This is a genomic window from Streptomyces netropsis, from assembly GCF_014203545.1.
GTDB lineage: Bacteria > Actinomycetota > Actinomycetes > Streptomycetales > Streptomycetaceae > Streptomyces > Streptomyces netropsis.
This window is the reverse complement of the sequence record NZ_JACHJG010000012.1, coordinates 118606-132956: the sequence shown is the minus strand read 5'-3', so window position 1 is coordinate 132956 and position 14351 is coordinate 118606. Positions and strand designations below refer to the sequence as shown.

12 protein-coding genes and 2 pseudogenes are annotated in these 14351 nt (G+C 69.8%); 8 read left to right on the top strand and 6 right to left on the bottom strand.

The genetic code is table 11. The annotated features are described in order from the left end of the window. Positions 1 to 19: 19 nt before the first annotated feature. The gene (locus tag FHS38_RS25915) at positions 20 to 871 is read right to left on the bottom strand and encodes a hypothetical protein (RefSeq protein WP_184737404.1); all 852 of its coding nucleotides are present in this window, start codon (positions 869 to 871) and stop codon (positions 20 to 22) included. A gap of 192 nt (positions 872 to 1063) precedes the next feature. Between FHS38_RS25915 and FHS38_RS25910 the strand changes: the two genes are divergently transcribed. Together FHS38_RS25910 and FHS38_RS25905 are read left to right on the top strand one after the other, a co-directional pair. Then, on the top strand, positions 1064 to 1879 hold the full coding sequence (locus FHS38_RS25910) for an IS5 family transposase (RefSeq protein ID WP_184737612.1): 816 nt from the start codon (positions 1064 to 1066) through the stop codon (positions 1877 to 1879). A 35-nt stretch (positions 1880 to 1914) separates the two neighbouring features. Next, positions 1915 to 2236: pseudogene (locus FHS38_RS25905) on the top strand (transposase); the annotation flags it as partial. A 149-nt stretch (positions 2237 to 2385) separates the two neighbouring features. Here FHS38_RS25905 and FHS38_RS35650 read toward each other — a convergent pair. Together FHS38_RS35650 and FHS38_RS35645 are read right to left on the bottom strand one after the other, a co-directional pair. Further along, the gene (locus tag FHS38_RS35650) at positions 2386 to 2508 is read right to left on the bottom strand and encodes a hypothetical protein (RefSeq protein ID WP_260420917.1); all 123 of its coding nucleotides are present in this window, start codon (positions 2506 to 2508) and stop codon (positions 2386 to 2388) included. Between the two features lie 432 nt (positions 2509 to 2940). Next, the gene (locus FHS38_RS35645) at positions 2941 to 3186 is read right to left on the bottom strand and encodes a hypothetical protein (protein ID WP_229822120.1); all 246 of its coding nucleotides are present in this window, start codon (positions 3184 to 3186) and stop codon (positions 2941 to 2943) included. Here FHS38_RS35645 and FHS38_RS25900 point away from each other — a divergent pair. Both FHS38_RS25900 and FHS38_RS25895 read left to right on the top strand, forming a co-directional pair. Further along, the gene (locus FHS38_RS25900; RefSeq protein ID WP_229821949.1) at positions 3074 to 4204 is read left to right on the top strand and encodes an MFS transporter; all 1131 of its coding nucleotides are present in this window, start codon (positions 3074 to 3076) and stop codon (positions 4202 to 4204) included. The genes FHS38_RS35645 and FHS38_RS25900 overlap by 113 nt on opposite strands. Before the next feature lie 982 nt (positions 4205 to 5186). Continuing rightward, a pseudogene (locus FHS38_RS25895) lies at positions 5187 to 5462 on the top strand (macro domain-containing protein); the annotation flags it as partial. A gap of 402 nt (positions 5463 to 5864) precedes the next feature. Here the strand turns inward: FHS38_RS25895 and FHS38_RS25890 are convergent. After that, positions 5865 to 7169, bottom strand: coding sequence for a PAS domain S-box protein (locus FHS38_RS25890; protein WP_184737400.1), 1305 nt, complete (start codon positions 7167 to 7169; stop codon positions 5865 to 5867). Positions 7170 to 7505: 336 nt separating this feature from the next. Between FHS38_RS25890 and FHS38_RS25885 the strand changes: the two genes are divergently transcribed. From FHS38_RS25885 to FHS38_RS25875, 3 genes are read left to right on the top strand one after another with little or no spacing between them, the layout of a single operon-like run. Next, positions 7506 to 8861 (top strand): ATP-grasp domain-containing protein, encoded by a 1356-nt coding sequence (locus FHS38_RS25885; protein ID WP_422399071.1) that lies wholly within the window; start codon positions 7506 to 7508, stop codon positions 8859 to 8861. Next, the gene (locus tag FHS38_RS25880) at positions 8858 to 10867 is read left to right on the top strand and encodes a PEP/pyruvate-binding domain-containing protein (protein WP_184737396.1); all 2010 of its coding nucleotides are present in this window, start codon (positions 8858 to 8860) and stop codon (positions 10865 to 10867) included. Before FHS38_RS25885 ends, FHS38_RS25880 begins: the two co-directional genes overlap by 4 nt. Further along, positions 10864 to 12213: an MFS transporter gene (locus FHS38_RS25875; protein ID WP_184737394.1), complete on the top strand. Its 1350-nt coding sequence runs from the start codon at positions 10864 to 10866 to the stop codon at positions 12211 to 12213. Before FHS38_RS25880 ends, FHS38_RS25875 begins: the two co-directional genes overlap by 4 nt. Here FHS38_RS25875 and FHS38_RS25870 read toward each other — a convergent pair. Together FHS38_RS25870 and FHS38_RS25865 are read right to left on the bottom strand one after the other, a co-directional pair. Continuing rightward, entirely contained in the window at positions 12101 to 12733 is a 633-nt protein-coding gene (locus FHS38_RS25870; RefSeq protein ID WP_184737392.1) for an HAD family hydrolase, read from the bottom strand. The two genes, FHS38_RS25875 and FHS38_RS25870, sit on opposite strands and share 113 nt — an antisense overlap. A 61-nt stretch (positions 12734 to 12794) precedes the next feature. Further along, complete coding sequence (locus tag FHS38_RS25865; protein ID WP_184737390.1) at positions 12795 to 13034, bottom strand: hypothetical protein; 240 nt, start codon at positions 13032 to 13034, stop codon at positions 12795 to 12797. Between the two features lie 455 nt (positions 13035 to 13489). Here FHS38_RS25865 and FHS38_RS25860 point away from each other — a divergent pair, with 455 nt between their 5' ends. Beyond that, a complete protein-coding gene (locus FHS38_RS25860; protein ID WP_184737388.1) occupies positions 13490 to 14350 on the top strand; it encodes a lipase family protein in 861 nt (286 codons plus the stop codon). Position 14351: the final 1 nt, after the last annotated feature.

Sequence of the window (14351 nt, the reverse complement as noted above, 5' to 3'; positions counted from 1 at the left end):
AGAACCATCGAATCTCAACTCAGGTGCAGCTGAGTGAGTTGAGATTCGATTCACTCAGCTGCACCTGAGCGGGAAAACCCTTGCCGTACTCGAAGCGCAAGCCCCGAGTGCCGGCATAGACCTTCACCCCCCAGGCCAGCAGCTTCTCGCGCCGCTCCTCCGGAGTCGAAGCATCCCACCACTCCGCGTAGGTCATGGCAGGACACGGACAGCCCCCACCTGTGCAGCCCGGGACGTGCTTCCGCACGGCCACCCACTGCTCCACCGGCTTGGCCGCAGGAGCATTCGTCAGTTCCTCCCGCTGCCTCGCCACTTCCCTGAGATGCCCGGCGAACTCGACAGCGGAGAGATGGCCCGCCTTGAACTCCGCTCCGAGCTCGGCCATACGACCATCCAGGACCGCCACCTGCAACGCTCTGGAACCGTCAGCAACCGTCCTACGCTCTTGAACCGGGATCCGGCCCGCCTGGAACTTGAAGGCAGCTTCCATGAGCCCGTACAGCATGTCCGGGGGCCACGAGTGACCAAGGCACGGCTTGAGCCCTGTGGCCTTGCGCCCGTCGCATCGGATACGGGCGGTCCTGCTCCGGGTCCGGGCCGTGCCATCCCCGCCCTTCGTCCAGTACAGGCTGTGCGGAGCCACCGCGGCCCCTGGGCCGTCGCAGAACAGGAAGCCCCGTACCGGCGAGACCCGCCGAGGTCCCTGTGTCTTCTTGACCAGGCTCACGACCTCCTGCAGCTGAAGCCATTCGACCTCGGTGAGAACAGGTTCCCCGATCATCACCGGAGAGCCATCAGCGTGACGAACAACCGTACCGTCTGCGCGCACGTACTCGCCCAGCAGAGACCGTGAAGTCAGAATGGAGCGCACCGAGGACGCCATCCACCTGGCCCCCGAGGCTTCGCCTTCTCACCCTCCAACCGCGTATTTTCCTTGGACGCTCCTGCCCGAATGCGGGCAATGTCCGCCGTCGTGGGGACGCCCCCGGAGTTGAGCCAGTCAGCAACAACCCCGTACGACTTAGACCGTGTCCTATGTGGTGGGGCGGCCGTTGGGCCTGTCATGGGGCGGGGAACATGGGATTGGATCGTGCCGGACGGGCTGTGGGAGATCACGAAGCCGCTGATCCCACCGTCGAAGGTCCGGCCACAGAGCGGTGGGACGCAGGACACGCCTGATGAGACGGTGTTCGCCGCGATCATTTACATGCTGGTCAGCGGCTGTGCCTGGCGGACCCTGCCGCCGTGCTTCGGCATTTCGAAGTCGACCGCTCACCGCCGGTTCCTGATCTGGTCGCGTGCTGGCGTGTGGGGCCGGCTGCATGAGGCGGTCCTGCACCGTCTCGACGACGCAGGCCTGATCGACGTGACCCGCGCCGTCCTGGACTCCGCCCATGTGCGGGCGAAAGGGGGCGAACTCACCGGCCCGTCGCCCGTGGACCGGGGCAAGCCGGGTTCCAAGATGCACATCCTGTCGGACCAGAACGGGCTGCCCCTCGTCGTCGGTGTCTCCGCCGCCAACACCCACGACAGCGAAGGCCTGAAACCCATGGTGGCCGGTAACCAAACGAGACACGACCCCCACCGCGGCCGCCACTTCAAACCCCAGCGTCTCCACGCCGACAAGGCCTACGACATACCTGAGCTGCGGAAATGGCTTCGCGGCAAGCGCATCGGCCTCCGCATCGCCCGCAAGGGAATCGAGTCCAGCGAACGCCTGGGCCGCCGCAAGTGGGTGATCGAGCACACCATGTCGTGGCTGACCGGCTACCGCCGACTCTCACCCCGCTACGAACGCGATCCCCGCAACTACCTGGCATTCCTCGGACTTGCCGCCGCGATCTGCTGCTACAAACGACTCATCCGCCCCACCACATAGGACACGGTCTAAATCGTTCGGTGTAACTCCCGATCATGGAGGATGCACCGACACCCAGTGAGAACGTGACCGAGGCCGAGACTGCCGAGGCGGCTGAGCCGCAGTCGGCGAAGGTGGTGAATGACCGGCTGATCGATGAGCTGGTGTCCCGGGCCCACGGGCCGAGGGCCTGCGACTGACGGGAGAGGGCGGGTTGCTCCAGCAGCTGACGAAGCGGCTGCTGGAGTCCGCCCTCGAAGGCTGGATCACCGACCACCTCGGCATGACAAGCACGACCCAGCAGGCAAGAACGGCGGGTACTCCCGCAACGGGACCCGCGCTAAGACCGTGCTGACCGACGTCGGTCCGGCCGGCGTCAGGCGAACAGTTCCGACAGCACCCAATCAACTTCAGTAGCAGGTCCGCCGCTGACGGACGCAGCACAACGGCCGGGACATCCGCATACTGGTGGCCCCCGGCGTCGGGTGCGCGGTGCGCGACTGCTGGGTGCGGACGGTGCCGCCCCGTCAGACCTTCTCGTCGACGGGGAGGTAGCGCTCGATGCCGCGAGCCGTCATCTCGTCGAGTACGCGCTGCCATTCCTCGGCGTACCGCTCCAGCTGTCCCGTCGCATGATCAGGTCGAAGCAATACCCCGGCATACTGGCATCGTACCTGCGCTGCGCCTCCCTCCTCTGTGCGGCGACACCGTCGCGGTCGAGTCCCGCCGCCTCCTCCTGCACGTTCGTTCGAATCACCTCTTCGGGTTCAACCATTCGTCTCCTCAATTCAACGGACGGCCTCGTCGGACCGACGCGTCCACCACGGCGGCGCACCGGATGGTATGCGACGCGGGAGAACACAGAACAGCATCGAATCGAGTCGCCGTCTAGCAGGTTTGCGACGTGAACGTCACGCGACGACTTTCCTGAGAGACGGTTTCTCGACTTGGCTAGGTCGTCGCGGATCAAGCAGGGCCTTCCGTGCACCGCGTCGGCGCGGCAAGTCCCCTCCGACCTCTTCTCATGGGGTCGGTTGTTGACGTCGGGAATCTGCCAGAAGATGGTGCCCGTTCCTGCTGGACTAGAGGTCACACTCTCCATGTGATGACCAACTCAGGACGGGATTCATGTCCACAGCAACCACCCCTTCTGTCCAATCCCCCGCATCGCCGGACCGCTCGCCTTTCATCTCATGGCTGGCCGTCATTTCGGTAATGCTGGGAATCTTCTCCATCGTCACGACCGAAATTCTTCCGATCGGCCTTCTCACGTCGATCGGATCGAGTTTCACCATTTCGGACGGAATGGCCGGTCTCATGATGACCATGCCAGGATTCCTCGCCGCGGTCTCGGCCCCTGTGGTCACGGTGGCCACAGGACGTATCGACCGGCGGGTCATGCTGGGCGTGTTCATCCTTCTGCTGTCATTGGCCAACTTCCTTGCCGCCGCCGCGTCGAGCTACTGGCTGGTCCTGATCTCCCGCGTCATGGTGGGCGTCACCATCGGCGGCTTCTGGTCCATCGGGGCCGGACTCGCCGGTCAACTGGTTCCCGCGAAGTCCGTGGGCCGAGCGACCTCGGTGATCTTCTCCGCCGTACCGCTCGGCTCCGTACTCGGAGTACCGCTGGGCACGTTCATCGGCGACATCGCGGGCTGGCGGACGGCATTCCTCGTGATGGGCGGCTTCACACTGGCCGTCCTCGTGTTGCTCCTCGTAGTCGTCCCGCCCCTCCCTTCCGGCCAGGCGACGCGCCTCGATGTCCTCGGCGGCATGCTCCAAAGCGTCAACACCCGCTTCGCCCTGGTCATGACCTTCGTCGTCGTGCTCGCCCACTTCGGCACGTACACGTACGTCACCCCCTTCCTGGAGCAGGTGACCCACGTCAGTTCGGGTCTCATCACGATCTACCTGCTCATCTACGGTGCGGCCGGCATCGCCGGCAACTTCCTCGGCGGATCCACGGTGGGACGCCATCCGCGGTCCACCTTCGCCACGGCGGCGGCCCTGATCGCGGCCGCGACCCTGCTCCTGCCCGTCCTGGGGCAGTCGGACGCCGGCGCGGTGGCGCTGCTCGTCATTTGGGGTGTCGCCTACGGCGCCGTCCCGGTCTGCTCCCAGACGTGGTTCTCGAAGGCCGCCCCCGACTCCCCCGAGGCGTCCTCCGTCCTCTTCACCGCCTCCTTCCAGGCCACCATCTCCATCGGGGCCTTGGTCGGAGGAGCCGTCCTCGACCGTTCCTCGCCCTCCACCGTCATGGTGCTGGGCGGACTGGCAGCCGTCTTCATGGTCCTCGTGGCCTGGGCCCACTGGGCGGGAAGGTTCACGTGGCCGAAGGCGTCCTAGCCCCGCCGTGACCGGGGCGGCCGTCCGCCTCGGCGCCGGCCCCACCGTTTTCCCCTCTCCCCCGGCCGCGCCCGCACCCGCGGGCCCGACCCGGCGAGCGGTGCCTCCACCTCCCTTTGTCGGACCACCTCGCCCACCCCCGTCCTCTCCGTGTCAGGATGCTCGGACCAAGTTCCGGACCATTTCCGGTCCAAGCCAGGCCAAAGAAGCGCACCAACTGTCGTTTCCACTGGCCAGCCCGGGTGCAACTGCTGTACCACCAGGAGACGAAGAACCTGCCGGTATCTATGCTCCCCGCTGTCATGGACCTCCACGACGAGCTCGCCGACGCGCTCCAAATACAGCTGTAGGGGCGCCACGCTGTCGGCCACCACCTCCGCCTGGTCGACCACAACGGCCAGAGCGAGTTCGTTGTACAAAGACCGGCGCACAATCATGGAGAAGCCTTCCGTCGCCAGTCCCTGAGTACCGGGTCGGCGAGCATGGCAGGGACGTGCAGGGCGAGGGGCGAGACCTCATCGATCATCCGAGTGGCCAGCCTTGGCACGGCCGCCGCCTCAAGCGGCTGGGCGAGGAGCCTGCAGCCGAACGACCAGTGGGCCGATACCGGAGGTCGGTGAACGGGAGCGTGGGTCGGCATCAGCGGCGAGCCTTCGAACCGCGGGCGGCGTCGGGGCGCCGGGGCAGAAGGGGCCACGATGGCCTCCGCGTGCACCTCGACGCCACCGCGCCTGGCCGTCAGGAGTCCACGGCAGCGCAGAGCACAGGCCGAGGCCCAATCACCCGGCGCCCCAAGCTCCAGGTTCTTCAGCGGCTGCGAGCCATCCGAGAAGCGCGCGTTGCCGTTCGTGCGGGACGGATCACCGGCGATCCGTCCCACACTCCGCATGATGCGCCGTCGGAAACGCGTACAGCGAGGCGCCCACCGCGCCCCAGGAAGCGGTGGGCGCCGGTTCATAGACGGGGACTCAGGGGTGGGTGAATGGTCAGCACGGTGGGCCCGGTGTGGAGCGATTCCCCGCCCCGAGCCGACCTGCTGGCTTCCTGCTACCACGAATCCCTGCGGGTCGCGGACGAGCTGGGAGCCCGAACGGTGGCCTTCCCGGCGATCTCCACCGGGATCTTCCGCTGGCCGATGGACGACGCGGCACGCATCGCCGTCGAGACGGTGAAGACCACGGACACGTCCGTCGAAGAGGTCCGCTTCGTCCTCTTCGACGAGGCCGCCTATGCGGCCTTCACCGCGCAGGGGCACTGACGCCGAGCGGAACACGGTGCGAAACATTCACCCCTGGCTGCTCACGCAGCCAGGGCTACCGCCTGAGTCCCCCCAGGGAGAGGGAACGCAGTCACCTCTCCCTCATGAGTCATCAACTCGGCCGTCCACGCACCCGGGTCTATGACCACCGAAACCGTGCCCGGCCCCGCCTCGGCATGAGAACCATCGAATCTCAACTCACTCAGCTGCACCTGAGCGGGAAAACCCTTGCCGTACTCGAAGCGCAAGCCCCGAGTGCCGGCATAGACCTTCACCCCCCAGGCCAGCAGCTTCTCGCGCCGCTCCTCCGAAGCACACCGCGACAGCCCCCGACACGCAGGGCCCGACCCGTTCAGCGCTGCGCGACCTCGCACCGCGGAAGGCTCGCCGCTGCCCTGCCCCTCAGACAGCGCTGAGTGGATGGGCAGCCGTCGCGGAGCGCGGAGGCCAGGCGCACGGGGCCAGGATGCCGAGGACGTAGGCGCGGGCGACGAGGGCCGGGCGGGTCGCCGCCCCCAGGACATGCCGCAGGCGGCTGAGGTGGTAGTCGACCGTCTGCCGGGACAACTGCAGCGAAGTGGCGATGTCGCCGTTGCTGCTGCCCTCCGCCAGGAGGGAGAGGATGCGGACCTGCGCGGCGGTGAGCGGCGCATGCGCCTCGTGGGCGAGGCTCTGGTGGGTGACGACGGCCCAGACGTTCCGGGCCCGGGTGGCGGAGTGGCCGATCGTCGTCAGGTGGAGCCGCGCGCGGCGCTGCAGCCCCTGGGCGTCCACGAGCACCGCGGATGCCTCGACCCTTCTGGTGCGGCGCGCTATCAGGCCGTTCCAGCGCCGGTGCAGCCGATCGAGGTCGGGTTCCGGGGCGAGCAGGGTGTGCGCGCGGCGGCCGACCAGGTCGTGCGGGCTGAGCCGGAACAGTTCGGCCGCCGCCGCGCTCGCCTCGACCACGCGCCCGTTCGCCGAGAGCAGCGCGCAGGGCAGGCCGCTGTGGTCGCGCAGAGCCTCCAGGTTCTCCTCGGCCTCCTGCCACTGGACCGTGGCGCGCAGGTGGTCCGTGACGTCCACGTAGATTCCGGCGACGCAGGTCTGCGCGTTCTCCCGTACGGGAAAGCGGTGGCCCACCGCCCGGCCCGCGCTGCCGTCCTGGCGCCGGTAGCCGAGGGTGTGCCGTACCGGCGTACCCCGGCTGAGGACCTCCTGGTCGAGGGCACGGAACCGGTCGGCCTCGGCGGGCTCGTCGAGGTCCTCTATGTACTTGCCGACGACCTGTTCCGGGACCGTGCCGTAGAGGTGCCCGTAGGCGTGGTTGGCCCACAGGTAGCGTCCGTCCTTGTCGCGGATGAAGGCGGCGGCCGGGGCGAGGTCCACCAGGTCCGCGAAGGCCGCGTGTCCGCGCGGGGCCTCGGTGCGGGTGTCGGCGGTGTCGGCCTCCACCGCGAGGCCGCGCGCACGGCCGTGAGCCCGGCCCCCGCTCGGGAGTCGGCTGACGTCGAAGGCGCGGCCGTCGAACCGGATCCGTCGGCAGCCCTCCTGCGGCGAGTGCCCCGGGTCGGGGAGTTCCCGGCGCAGCCGGTCCAGGAAGCGCCGCGCCGTGCCGGTGTCGGTGAAGGCGCCGCCTCCCTGTTCCAGCACCTGCCACGTCTCGTCGGCTTCCCACCAGAACACGGGAAGGTGCTCGAGCAGTGCCTTGAGACCGGAATCGTCCACAGCGCTCTCCGTCCGTATACGACTGGCTGACGCTCAGTCATATGACGTTGGATATCCCGCCCCCACTCCGCACATGCCCGGATCCCGGCCGGGTGCCGTCGCGCCGAAAGCCGCTGCGGAGGCGGAGGTTCCCCGGGACTCAGGCAAATGCCTGAGTCCCGGGGGTCCACGGAGGCGTCGCGGGCGGTTGTGGCCTGGTCCCCTGGAGTGAGCGGGTGAACACGCCCCGCCACGCGGGCCGGAGAGCCACCGGACTCTCCGCACGTTCCCCCGCATACGGCGATCCGTCGAAAACCGGACGATTGGAGACGAACTTCAGTGAGCAAGGTGCTGTTAGTGCATGCCAAGGGTGGTCCGCCGCTCGGTCACGTCCTGTCCCGGACGGCCGCGAAGGCGGAAGTGCACCTGCTGGCGCTCAGCGCTCTTCCTCCCGCCGTGGCAGGCTCCGCCCAAAGACTGTGCGCCTCGGTCGTGACGCCTGCCGACGCACACCGCTCCGACCTGGTGTCCCTGATCGTCGCGCGGGCCGAGGCCGTGGGCGCGGACGCGGTGCTCACCTTCTCCGAGTACGCGGTCGTGGCCGTCGCCGAGGCGTGCGAGGCGCTCGGGCTCGCGGGGGCGGGCAGTGCCTCCGCGCTCGCCCGCGACAAGCGGCTGATGCGCCGCACCTGGCAGCGACACGGGCTGCCGCAGCCCGAGTTCCGTCCCGTGGGCACCGAGGCCGACCTGCACGCGGCGGCTCGCTCCCTGCCCTGCCCGCTGCTCCTCAAGGCGGCCTGGAGCGCCGGCTCCACCGCGCACCAGATCATCCGCTCCCCGCACGAGGTGTCGGCCGCCTGGGCCCGCTCCTGTGACGTGATGGCCGAATCGGCCCGGCTGGGCTACGCGGAGCTGCATGTGGCCGAGGCCGACGCGGACTACGTGGTCGAGCAGATCGTCACCGGCACCGCGTCGGACTGGTTCGACGAGCCCGGCTGGGGCGACTACGTCAGTGTCGAGGGCGTCGTGGCGAACGGCACCTTCCACCCGGTGTGCCTCAGCGGGCGGATGCCCACGGTCGAGCCGTTCACCGAACGCGCGAGCATCACCCCCGCCCTGCTGGCCCGGGACGCCCAGGACCGGATCGTGGACCTGGCCCGCCGCGCGGTCGACGCCCTCGGCCTGCGCGACTGCGGGACCCACACCGAGATCAAGCTCGGCGCCGACGGCAGCATGTGGCTGATCGAGACGGCCGCCCGGTTCGGCGGCGCGATGACCGTGCCGCAGATCGAGGAGGTCTTCGGGCTCGACCTCGTCGGCATGCTCGTCGACCACCTCCTCGGACACCCGGTCGCGTGGCCCGAGCAGGTCCTCACCCCGGCGCAGGCGCGCGGCGCGGCGGGCTCCCTCGTCGTCCTCGCGGTCGACGGCCGCGGCCGGGCCTGGCCGGTCCGCAAGGTCTGGGACTTCCGCGCCGTCTCGGCGGACATCGCCCTCAGCCGGGGCAGCCGCCTGTCGGTGGTCGGGGAGAGTTCGCTCGCCGACGGAAATGTCGTGCCCGCGTACGACCCGGCCGCCGGCGCCAACACCATGGCGGCCCTGTGCCTGCTCTCCGCCGCCGACGCGCGGACCGTGCTCCGCGACTTCGAGACCCTGGTGGACGCCCTGCCCCGGGTGCTGCCCGCCGCTCAGCCCGAGGAGGTTTCGGCATGACCGCCCAGCTGCTCACCGGTGCCGCCGAACCGGTCACGGACCGCACGGTCGTCGGCGAGAACCTCTCCCTGCCGCTCTTCCGCACCCTCTCCGGGGTCCTGGCGGGACACCCGTACCTCAAGGTCGTCGTCGACCGTGCCGAGAACACCTGGCACCTGCTCGACACCGCCGCGCACCCCTTCCACGTCAACTACATCGCCACCCGCATTCTGGGCATGGGCCTGACCGCGCTCGACGCGGACCTCGACGCCTTCAACGCCTCCGTCTACATGGCCCCCGGGCGTCGCTTCCTGCTCGGTGTGCTGTCCCTGCACACCGAGCAGGACACGGACGGCCGCGAACGCACGTTCCTCGTCCTGGAGACGACCGAGGCCGACACCATGCACGGCGAACTCCTCGCGTCCTTCTATGAGTTCGTACGAGCACGGGTCGACGGCAGGCTGCCGCTGTTCCTCAAGCCCGCCAACCACGGGCAGGAGGAGGAGCTGGCGGCGATCAGCGAACTGTGCGTGCCGCGCATCCTCAGCCACGAGCTCTTCGGTTCCCGGGCCCGCGCCCCGCTCAATCCCGGCGAGGCCACCGGGCGGCTGCGGTTCTTCCGTACGCGTGAGGAGTACGCGGCGGCGGAGGCCGGGCTCGGCTGGGCGGACATCGTGGCCATGCCCTGCCTGCCGGACGACGTCCCCCGGGTCGCCGGATTCCTCAACACCGCGCCGATCACCCCGCTCTCGCACACCAACGTCCTCGCCTCCGGCTGGGGCATACCCAACGCGATCGTGCGCGACCTGGAACAGCTCGTCGACAAGGACGGCCTGGACGGCGCGTGGGTCCGCTATCGGGTCCGCGAGGACGAGATATCCCTCGAGCGGCTCGACCACGAACCCGACCTGCGGGCTCCGGCCTGGCACCAGCAGCGGATACGCCTCGAACCGCCGCTGCTCGAAGACGTTCCCGTGCTGGCCCTGCACCGGCTGCGCAGCGCCGACCGCGACCGCTATGGCACCAAGGCGGCCAACCTCGGCGAGCTGCACCACGTACTCGACAGCCGCACGGCCGACCTGACCGCCTTCTACGGGCGGCCCCGCCCGCCGCGCGAGGACCTCTACGGGCATCTCGCGGCCCGCCTCGGCCTGAACGCGCCCTCCCTTGCCGAACTACGCGCCGCTGCCGCCGCCTTCGTGGCCACGACGATCGGCGCCCCCGAAGGCGTCGCGCTGCCCTTCGCGCTCCAGCAGCACTTCCTGGCCTCCTCCCCCGCCCTCCAGCAGGGCATCGGCAAGCTCAAGATGGCACTCGAACTCGACGCCACCGACGTCCTGGACTCGCTCTGCCTGCAGCTCCAGCACCTGATCCGGCACACACCCGTCCCCGAGTCGGTCACCCGGCAGATCAGCCAGGCCTTTCCCGCCCCCGCCGACCCGCGCGGCCGCCTGGTGGTGCGCTCCTCGTCCAACGCCGAGGACCTTCCGGGGTTCTCCGCGGCGGGCGTCTACGACTCCGTCACCACCGCCCACGGAGCCGACGAACTCCTGGACGCCGTACGCCAGGTGTGGGCCTCACTGCTCTCGCCCCGCAGCGTGCGCCTTCGCCACCAGGTCGGCATCTCCCTGGACGACACCTACATGGGCGTCATCGTCCAGGAGTACGTCCCCGCCTCGCTCGGCGGCGTTCTGGTGACCTGTGACCCGACCCGTCGCGAGGACTTCCGCAACGTCTACCTCAACTGTTCCCCCGGCTCCCCGGAGCAGGTGGTCGAGGGTTCGGTCCTGCCGCAGCAGTACCTGTACAACACCGTGGAGGGCGGCGGCCGTACCGTCGCCCTGGGTTCCTCGGGCGACGGGCTCTCCGCCGCCACCCGCGCCCGGCTCGCCGACCTGTGCCTGACCGGGCGGCTCCTGCAGTCCCACTTCAGCGGGTCCGACGTGGACCGGCCGTTGGACATCGAGTGGCTGATGACCGACCGGGGCGACTTCCGCCTGGTCCAGGTCCGCCCGTACGCGCTGTGAGGGCGCGCTCCAGCCGGCGGGGGGCGGGCACCGGCCTGACCGTCACCGCCCGCCGGATCATCCGGCTCAACTACGGCTTCCAGCTGCTGTTCAACCTGCTGTGGTGGATGCCGGTGTTCTACGCCTACCAGAAGGCGGCCGGGCTCTCGGACGGGCAGATCTTCGGCATCCAGAGCATCTACTACGTGGCCTTCTGCCTGTTCGAGATCCCGACGGGCCTGATCGCCGACCGGATCGGCACCCGCAACTGCCTGCTCGCCGGCGCGGTGGTCATGACCGCGGCGAACCTGGCTCCGGTGGTCAGCGCCTCCTACACCGGCTTCCTCGTCCACTTCCTGGCCATCGCCGCGGGCCGTTCACTCACCTCGGGAGCGGCCAGCGCCTACCTGTACGACGGTCTGCGCGCCGAGAAGTGCGACGAGCACTACCTGAGGGCGGAGGGCACCGCTCGGGCGCTGGGGCTCGTTGCGAAGGTCGTGTGCTGGCCGCTGGTCGGGCCCCTGATGGCCGTGGCACATCCGGCCCCGTACGTGCTCAGCGCCGCCAGCGCGGCGGGCTCCCTCGCCTGCGCCGTCGCGCTGCCCCGCCTTGCGGTGGCGGGCGACGGTACGGGGAAGACGGACGGAGGGCACGGGGGCGGTGCGTTCCTGCGGGACGCGGGCGCCGCGCTGCGCTGTGTCGCCTCCTCGCGATGGCTGACCCTGGTGATGGTGCAGGGCGTGGCGATCTTCACGCTCTCCCGGATCTGCCAGGTCAACCTCTTCCAGCCGATCCTGCTGGACCACGGCATCGCGGAAGCCTCGCACGGCAGTGTGATGGCGGCGATGACGGTGGCGGAGGCGGTGGCATCGGCCCGTCCGCAGTGGCTGAGCCGCCGCCTGCCACCGGTCGCCTGGGTCTCGGTCCTCAGCCTCGCGCTGGCGGGCAGCCTGGCGGCCATGACATTCGGCGGGCCGTGGGCCGTCGTCGCGCTGCTGTGCCTGTTCGCCGCCGCGACCGGCTTCGCGTACCCCATCCAACGCAAGCTGGTGAACGACGCGGTGCCCACGCACGCCCCGCGCGCCACGCTGCTCTCGGTCGAGAGCATCGTGGATCGCGCGGTGTGCGCACTGGCCGCGATCGCCGCGGGCGCCTACCTCGCCGCCGGGCGCCTGGACGCCTTGCTGTGGCACAGCGCGCTCGCCACGGCGGTGCTGCTCGGGGTCTTCCAACTGCTTTTGCGCAGCGGGGTGGTCAAGCGGGAGAGCGCCGGCCAAGGAGTTCGACCAGCCGGACCGGGAGAAACGCGGGCCGGTGCGGCCGACCGACCTGGTACGGCACGAAACCGAGCGAGGAAGCCGCTCTGACCTCCTCGGCCGTCTCCGCCTGATAGACCACTCGGCAGCGGCCCGAGCCGGCCTTCGCCCGCTGCCAGAGAGCGGGGGCCGGTTTGCGTTCCGCCTCGGTCCGCGGGGTGAGGACGCGGTCGCCGAAGTCCTTCCAGGCGAAGGGCGCGGGCCCCCGCCAGGTGGCGTCGACCTCCTGCCGCAGCCTGGCGGCGCGCTCGGCGTCGGTCGTGCCCCAGGAGGGCGGCACATTGGTGATCAGGCCGACGGGAATGCGGCGTAGGCGCAGGGCACGCAGATAAGAGGCCGCGCCGGGTTGATAGCCGGTGCTGCCGTCGTCGGCGGTGTGCACGAGGGTTTCGCCCAGGTCGAAGTACACGATGGGACACGCCCGTTCACGCGCGGCGGCAGCCGTTCTCGTGACTCCGCTCGCGTCTTCGGGCAGCGCCGCGCTCACCGTGGCGCTGAGCACGACCCACACCAGAGCCGCGCTCAGCGCGAGGCTTGCCCGCACGGAGCCCTTGGAGGCGGATCTGTTCATACGTCGTCGCCCTTTCGTCGTGCACACCGGTCCACCACGTCCTACCCGTGCACACCGCGTGTCACCCGGGTCTCGCGGGGCCATCCTCGGAGATCACCGCGCGGCCCCGGGAACCCGCGGTGGCCAACGCATCCTCTTTCCTGCCGGCGGCGATCCCGAGGCGGTTCCAGCCCTGCCGCGCGTCACCCACGCCGCGATCGCGCTGACCGCTGCCCGTCTCCTGGCCGGAGACATCGACGACGTCGGCCAGGACGAATTCCTCGACGCGCTGCGCGCCGCCGTACCCAGCCTGAGCGAGCACCGGCAGGCCCCACCCGCCGCACACCCGCCGGCGGACAGCACCGGTGAATGGGACGGCTTCCCCATCCGGCCGGCTGGACCACCGTGCTCAACGACCCCGTATGGGCGGTGTGGGGCCGCCACGTGCCGATCGACTCCAATGGTCCGGCGTGGCCGGTCGTCGTCGCGATGCAGAGCGCGCTGACGCTGCTCCTTGCCGGCCAAGCCCATGCGCTGGCCGGGTTACCGCGCCCGGCTGAAACAACTCCTCCATTCCCCCGCCCATGAAGGCTGAGGGCGCCGAAGGGGCGTAGACAGATCTGCGCCGCGTCCCTCAGTACGCCTCTCACGGCGCCGGCTACCTCAGCGGTCTGCTACTCACCGCTTCGGCTTTTTCGGAACATGCGCGCGGCCTACGGCCCGGGTCATAGGCTGCACCTGCACCTGCACGTTCTCGGCGGGCGGAAGGCGGCGCGTATGAGGGTTCTCTGCGTCCACGGCATGGGGCAGCAGTTGCGCGGTGAGCAACAACTGCTCGGTGAGTGGGTGCCTGCGCTGAAGGATGGACTGGGCCGGGCCGGCGCCGGCGGTAGGGTCACAGACGGTGATGTGGGCATGGCCTTCTACGGCGATCTCTTCCGCCCGCCCGGACAGCTGCTTGCCGTCGGCGAACCCGTCCTTCGCGCCGGCGACGTGGCGATGGGCTTCGAGACCGAGCTGCTCGCCGCTTGGTGGGACTCCGCCGCCGCGGCCGACCCCGTGGTGGTCTCTCCCACCGCAGAAACCCTGGCCCGTACCCCGGAGTTCACTCAGAAGGCGCTGCGCGCCCTGAGCGCCTCGCCCTTCATGGCCGGTCTGACACTGCGGTCCATGGTCGGCGACCTCAAGCAGGTCCGCGGCTACATGCTCGATCCGGCGACGCGGTTGAAGGCACGCCGGCGCGTGTCGGACCTGCTCACCGAGGAGACACAGGTGGTCGTGGCCCACTCACTGGGCTCCGTCGTGGCCTACGAGGCTCTGTGCGCGTCCCGCCGACGCCACCGTGTCCGCGCCTTTGTCACCCTTGGCTCCCCCCTGGGCATCGCCAACCTGATCTTCGAGCGCCTGCGCCCGCCGCCGGACGGGACCGGCTCCGGGGTCTGGCCTGGTACGGACGCCCTCACCTGGACCAACCTCGCCGACGCCGCCGACGTGGTCGCCTTGGAGAAGGACCTGCGCCCGGCGTTCGGCCCGCGCGTGCGGAACGTTCGCACCCACAACGGCGCTCACGCACACGACGTGCGCCCCTATCTGACGGAGAAGCGCACCGGCGAGGCCATCGCCGCCGGACTGTGGTGAC

What these genes read in the sequence shown, in the direction of transcription:
- FHS38_RS25910 (WP_184737612.1), top strand. Translation starts at nt 1,064, where the DNA reads ATGGGGCGGGGAACATGGGATTGGATCGTGCCGGACGGGCTGTGGGAG.
- FHS38_RS25900 (WP_229821949.1), top strand. Translation starts at nt 3,074, where the DNA reads ATGCTGGGAATCTTCTCCATCGTCACGACCGAAATTCTTCCGATCGGC.
- FHS38_RS35645 (WP_229822120.1), bottom strand. Translation starts at nt 3,186, where the DNA reads ATGGTCATCATGAGACCGGCCATTCCGTCCGAAATGGTGAAACTCGAT.
- FHS38_RS25880 (WP_184737396.1), top strand. Translation starts at nt 8,858, where the DNA reads ATGACCGCCCAGCTGCTCACCGGTGCCGCCGAACCGGTCACGGACCGC.
- FHS38_RS25870 (WP_184737392.1), bottom strand. Translation starts at nt 12,733, where the DNA reads ATGAACAGATCCGCCTCCAAGGGCTCCGTGCGGGCAAGCCTCGCGCTG.
- FHS38_RS25860 (WP_184737388.1), top strand. Translation starts at nt 13,490, where the DNA reads ATGAGGGTTCTCTGCGTCCACGGCATGGGGCAGCAGTTGCGCGGTGAG.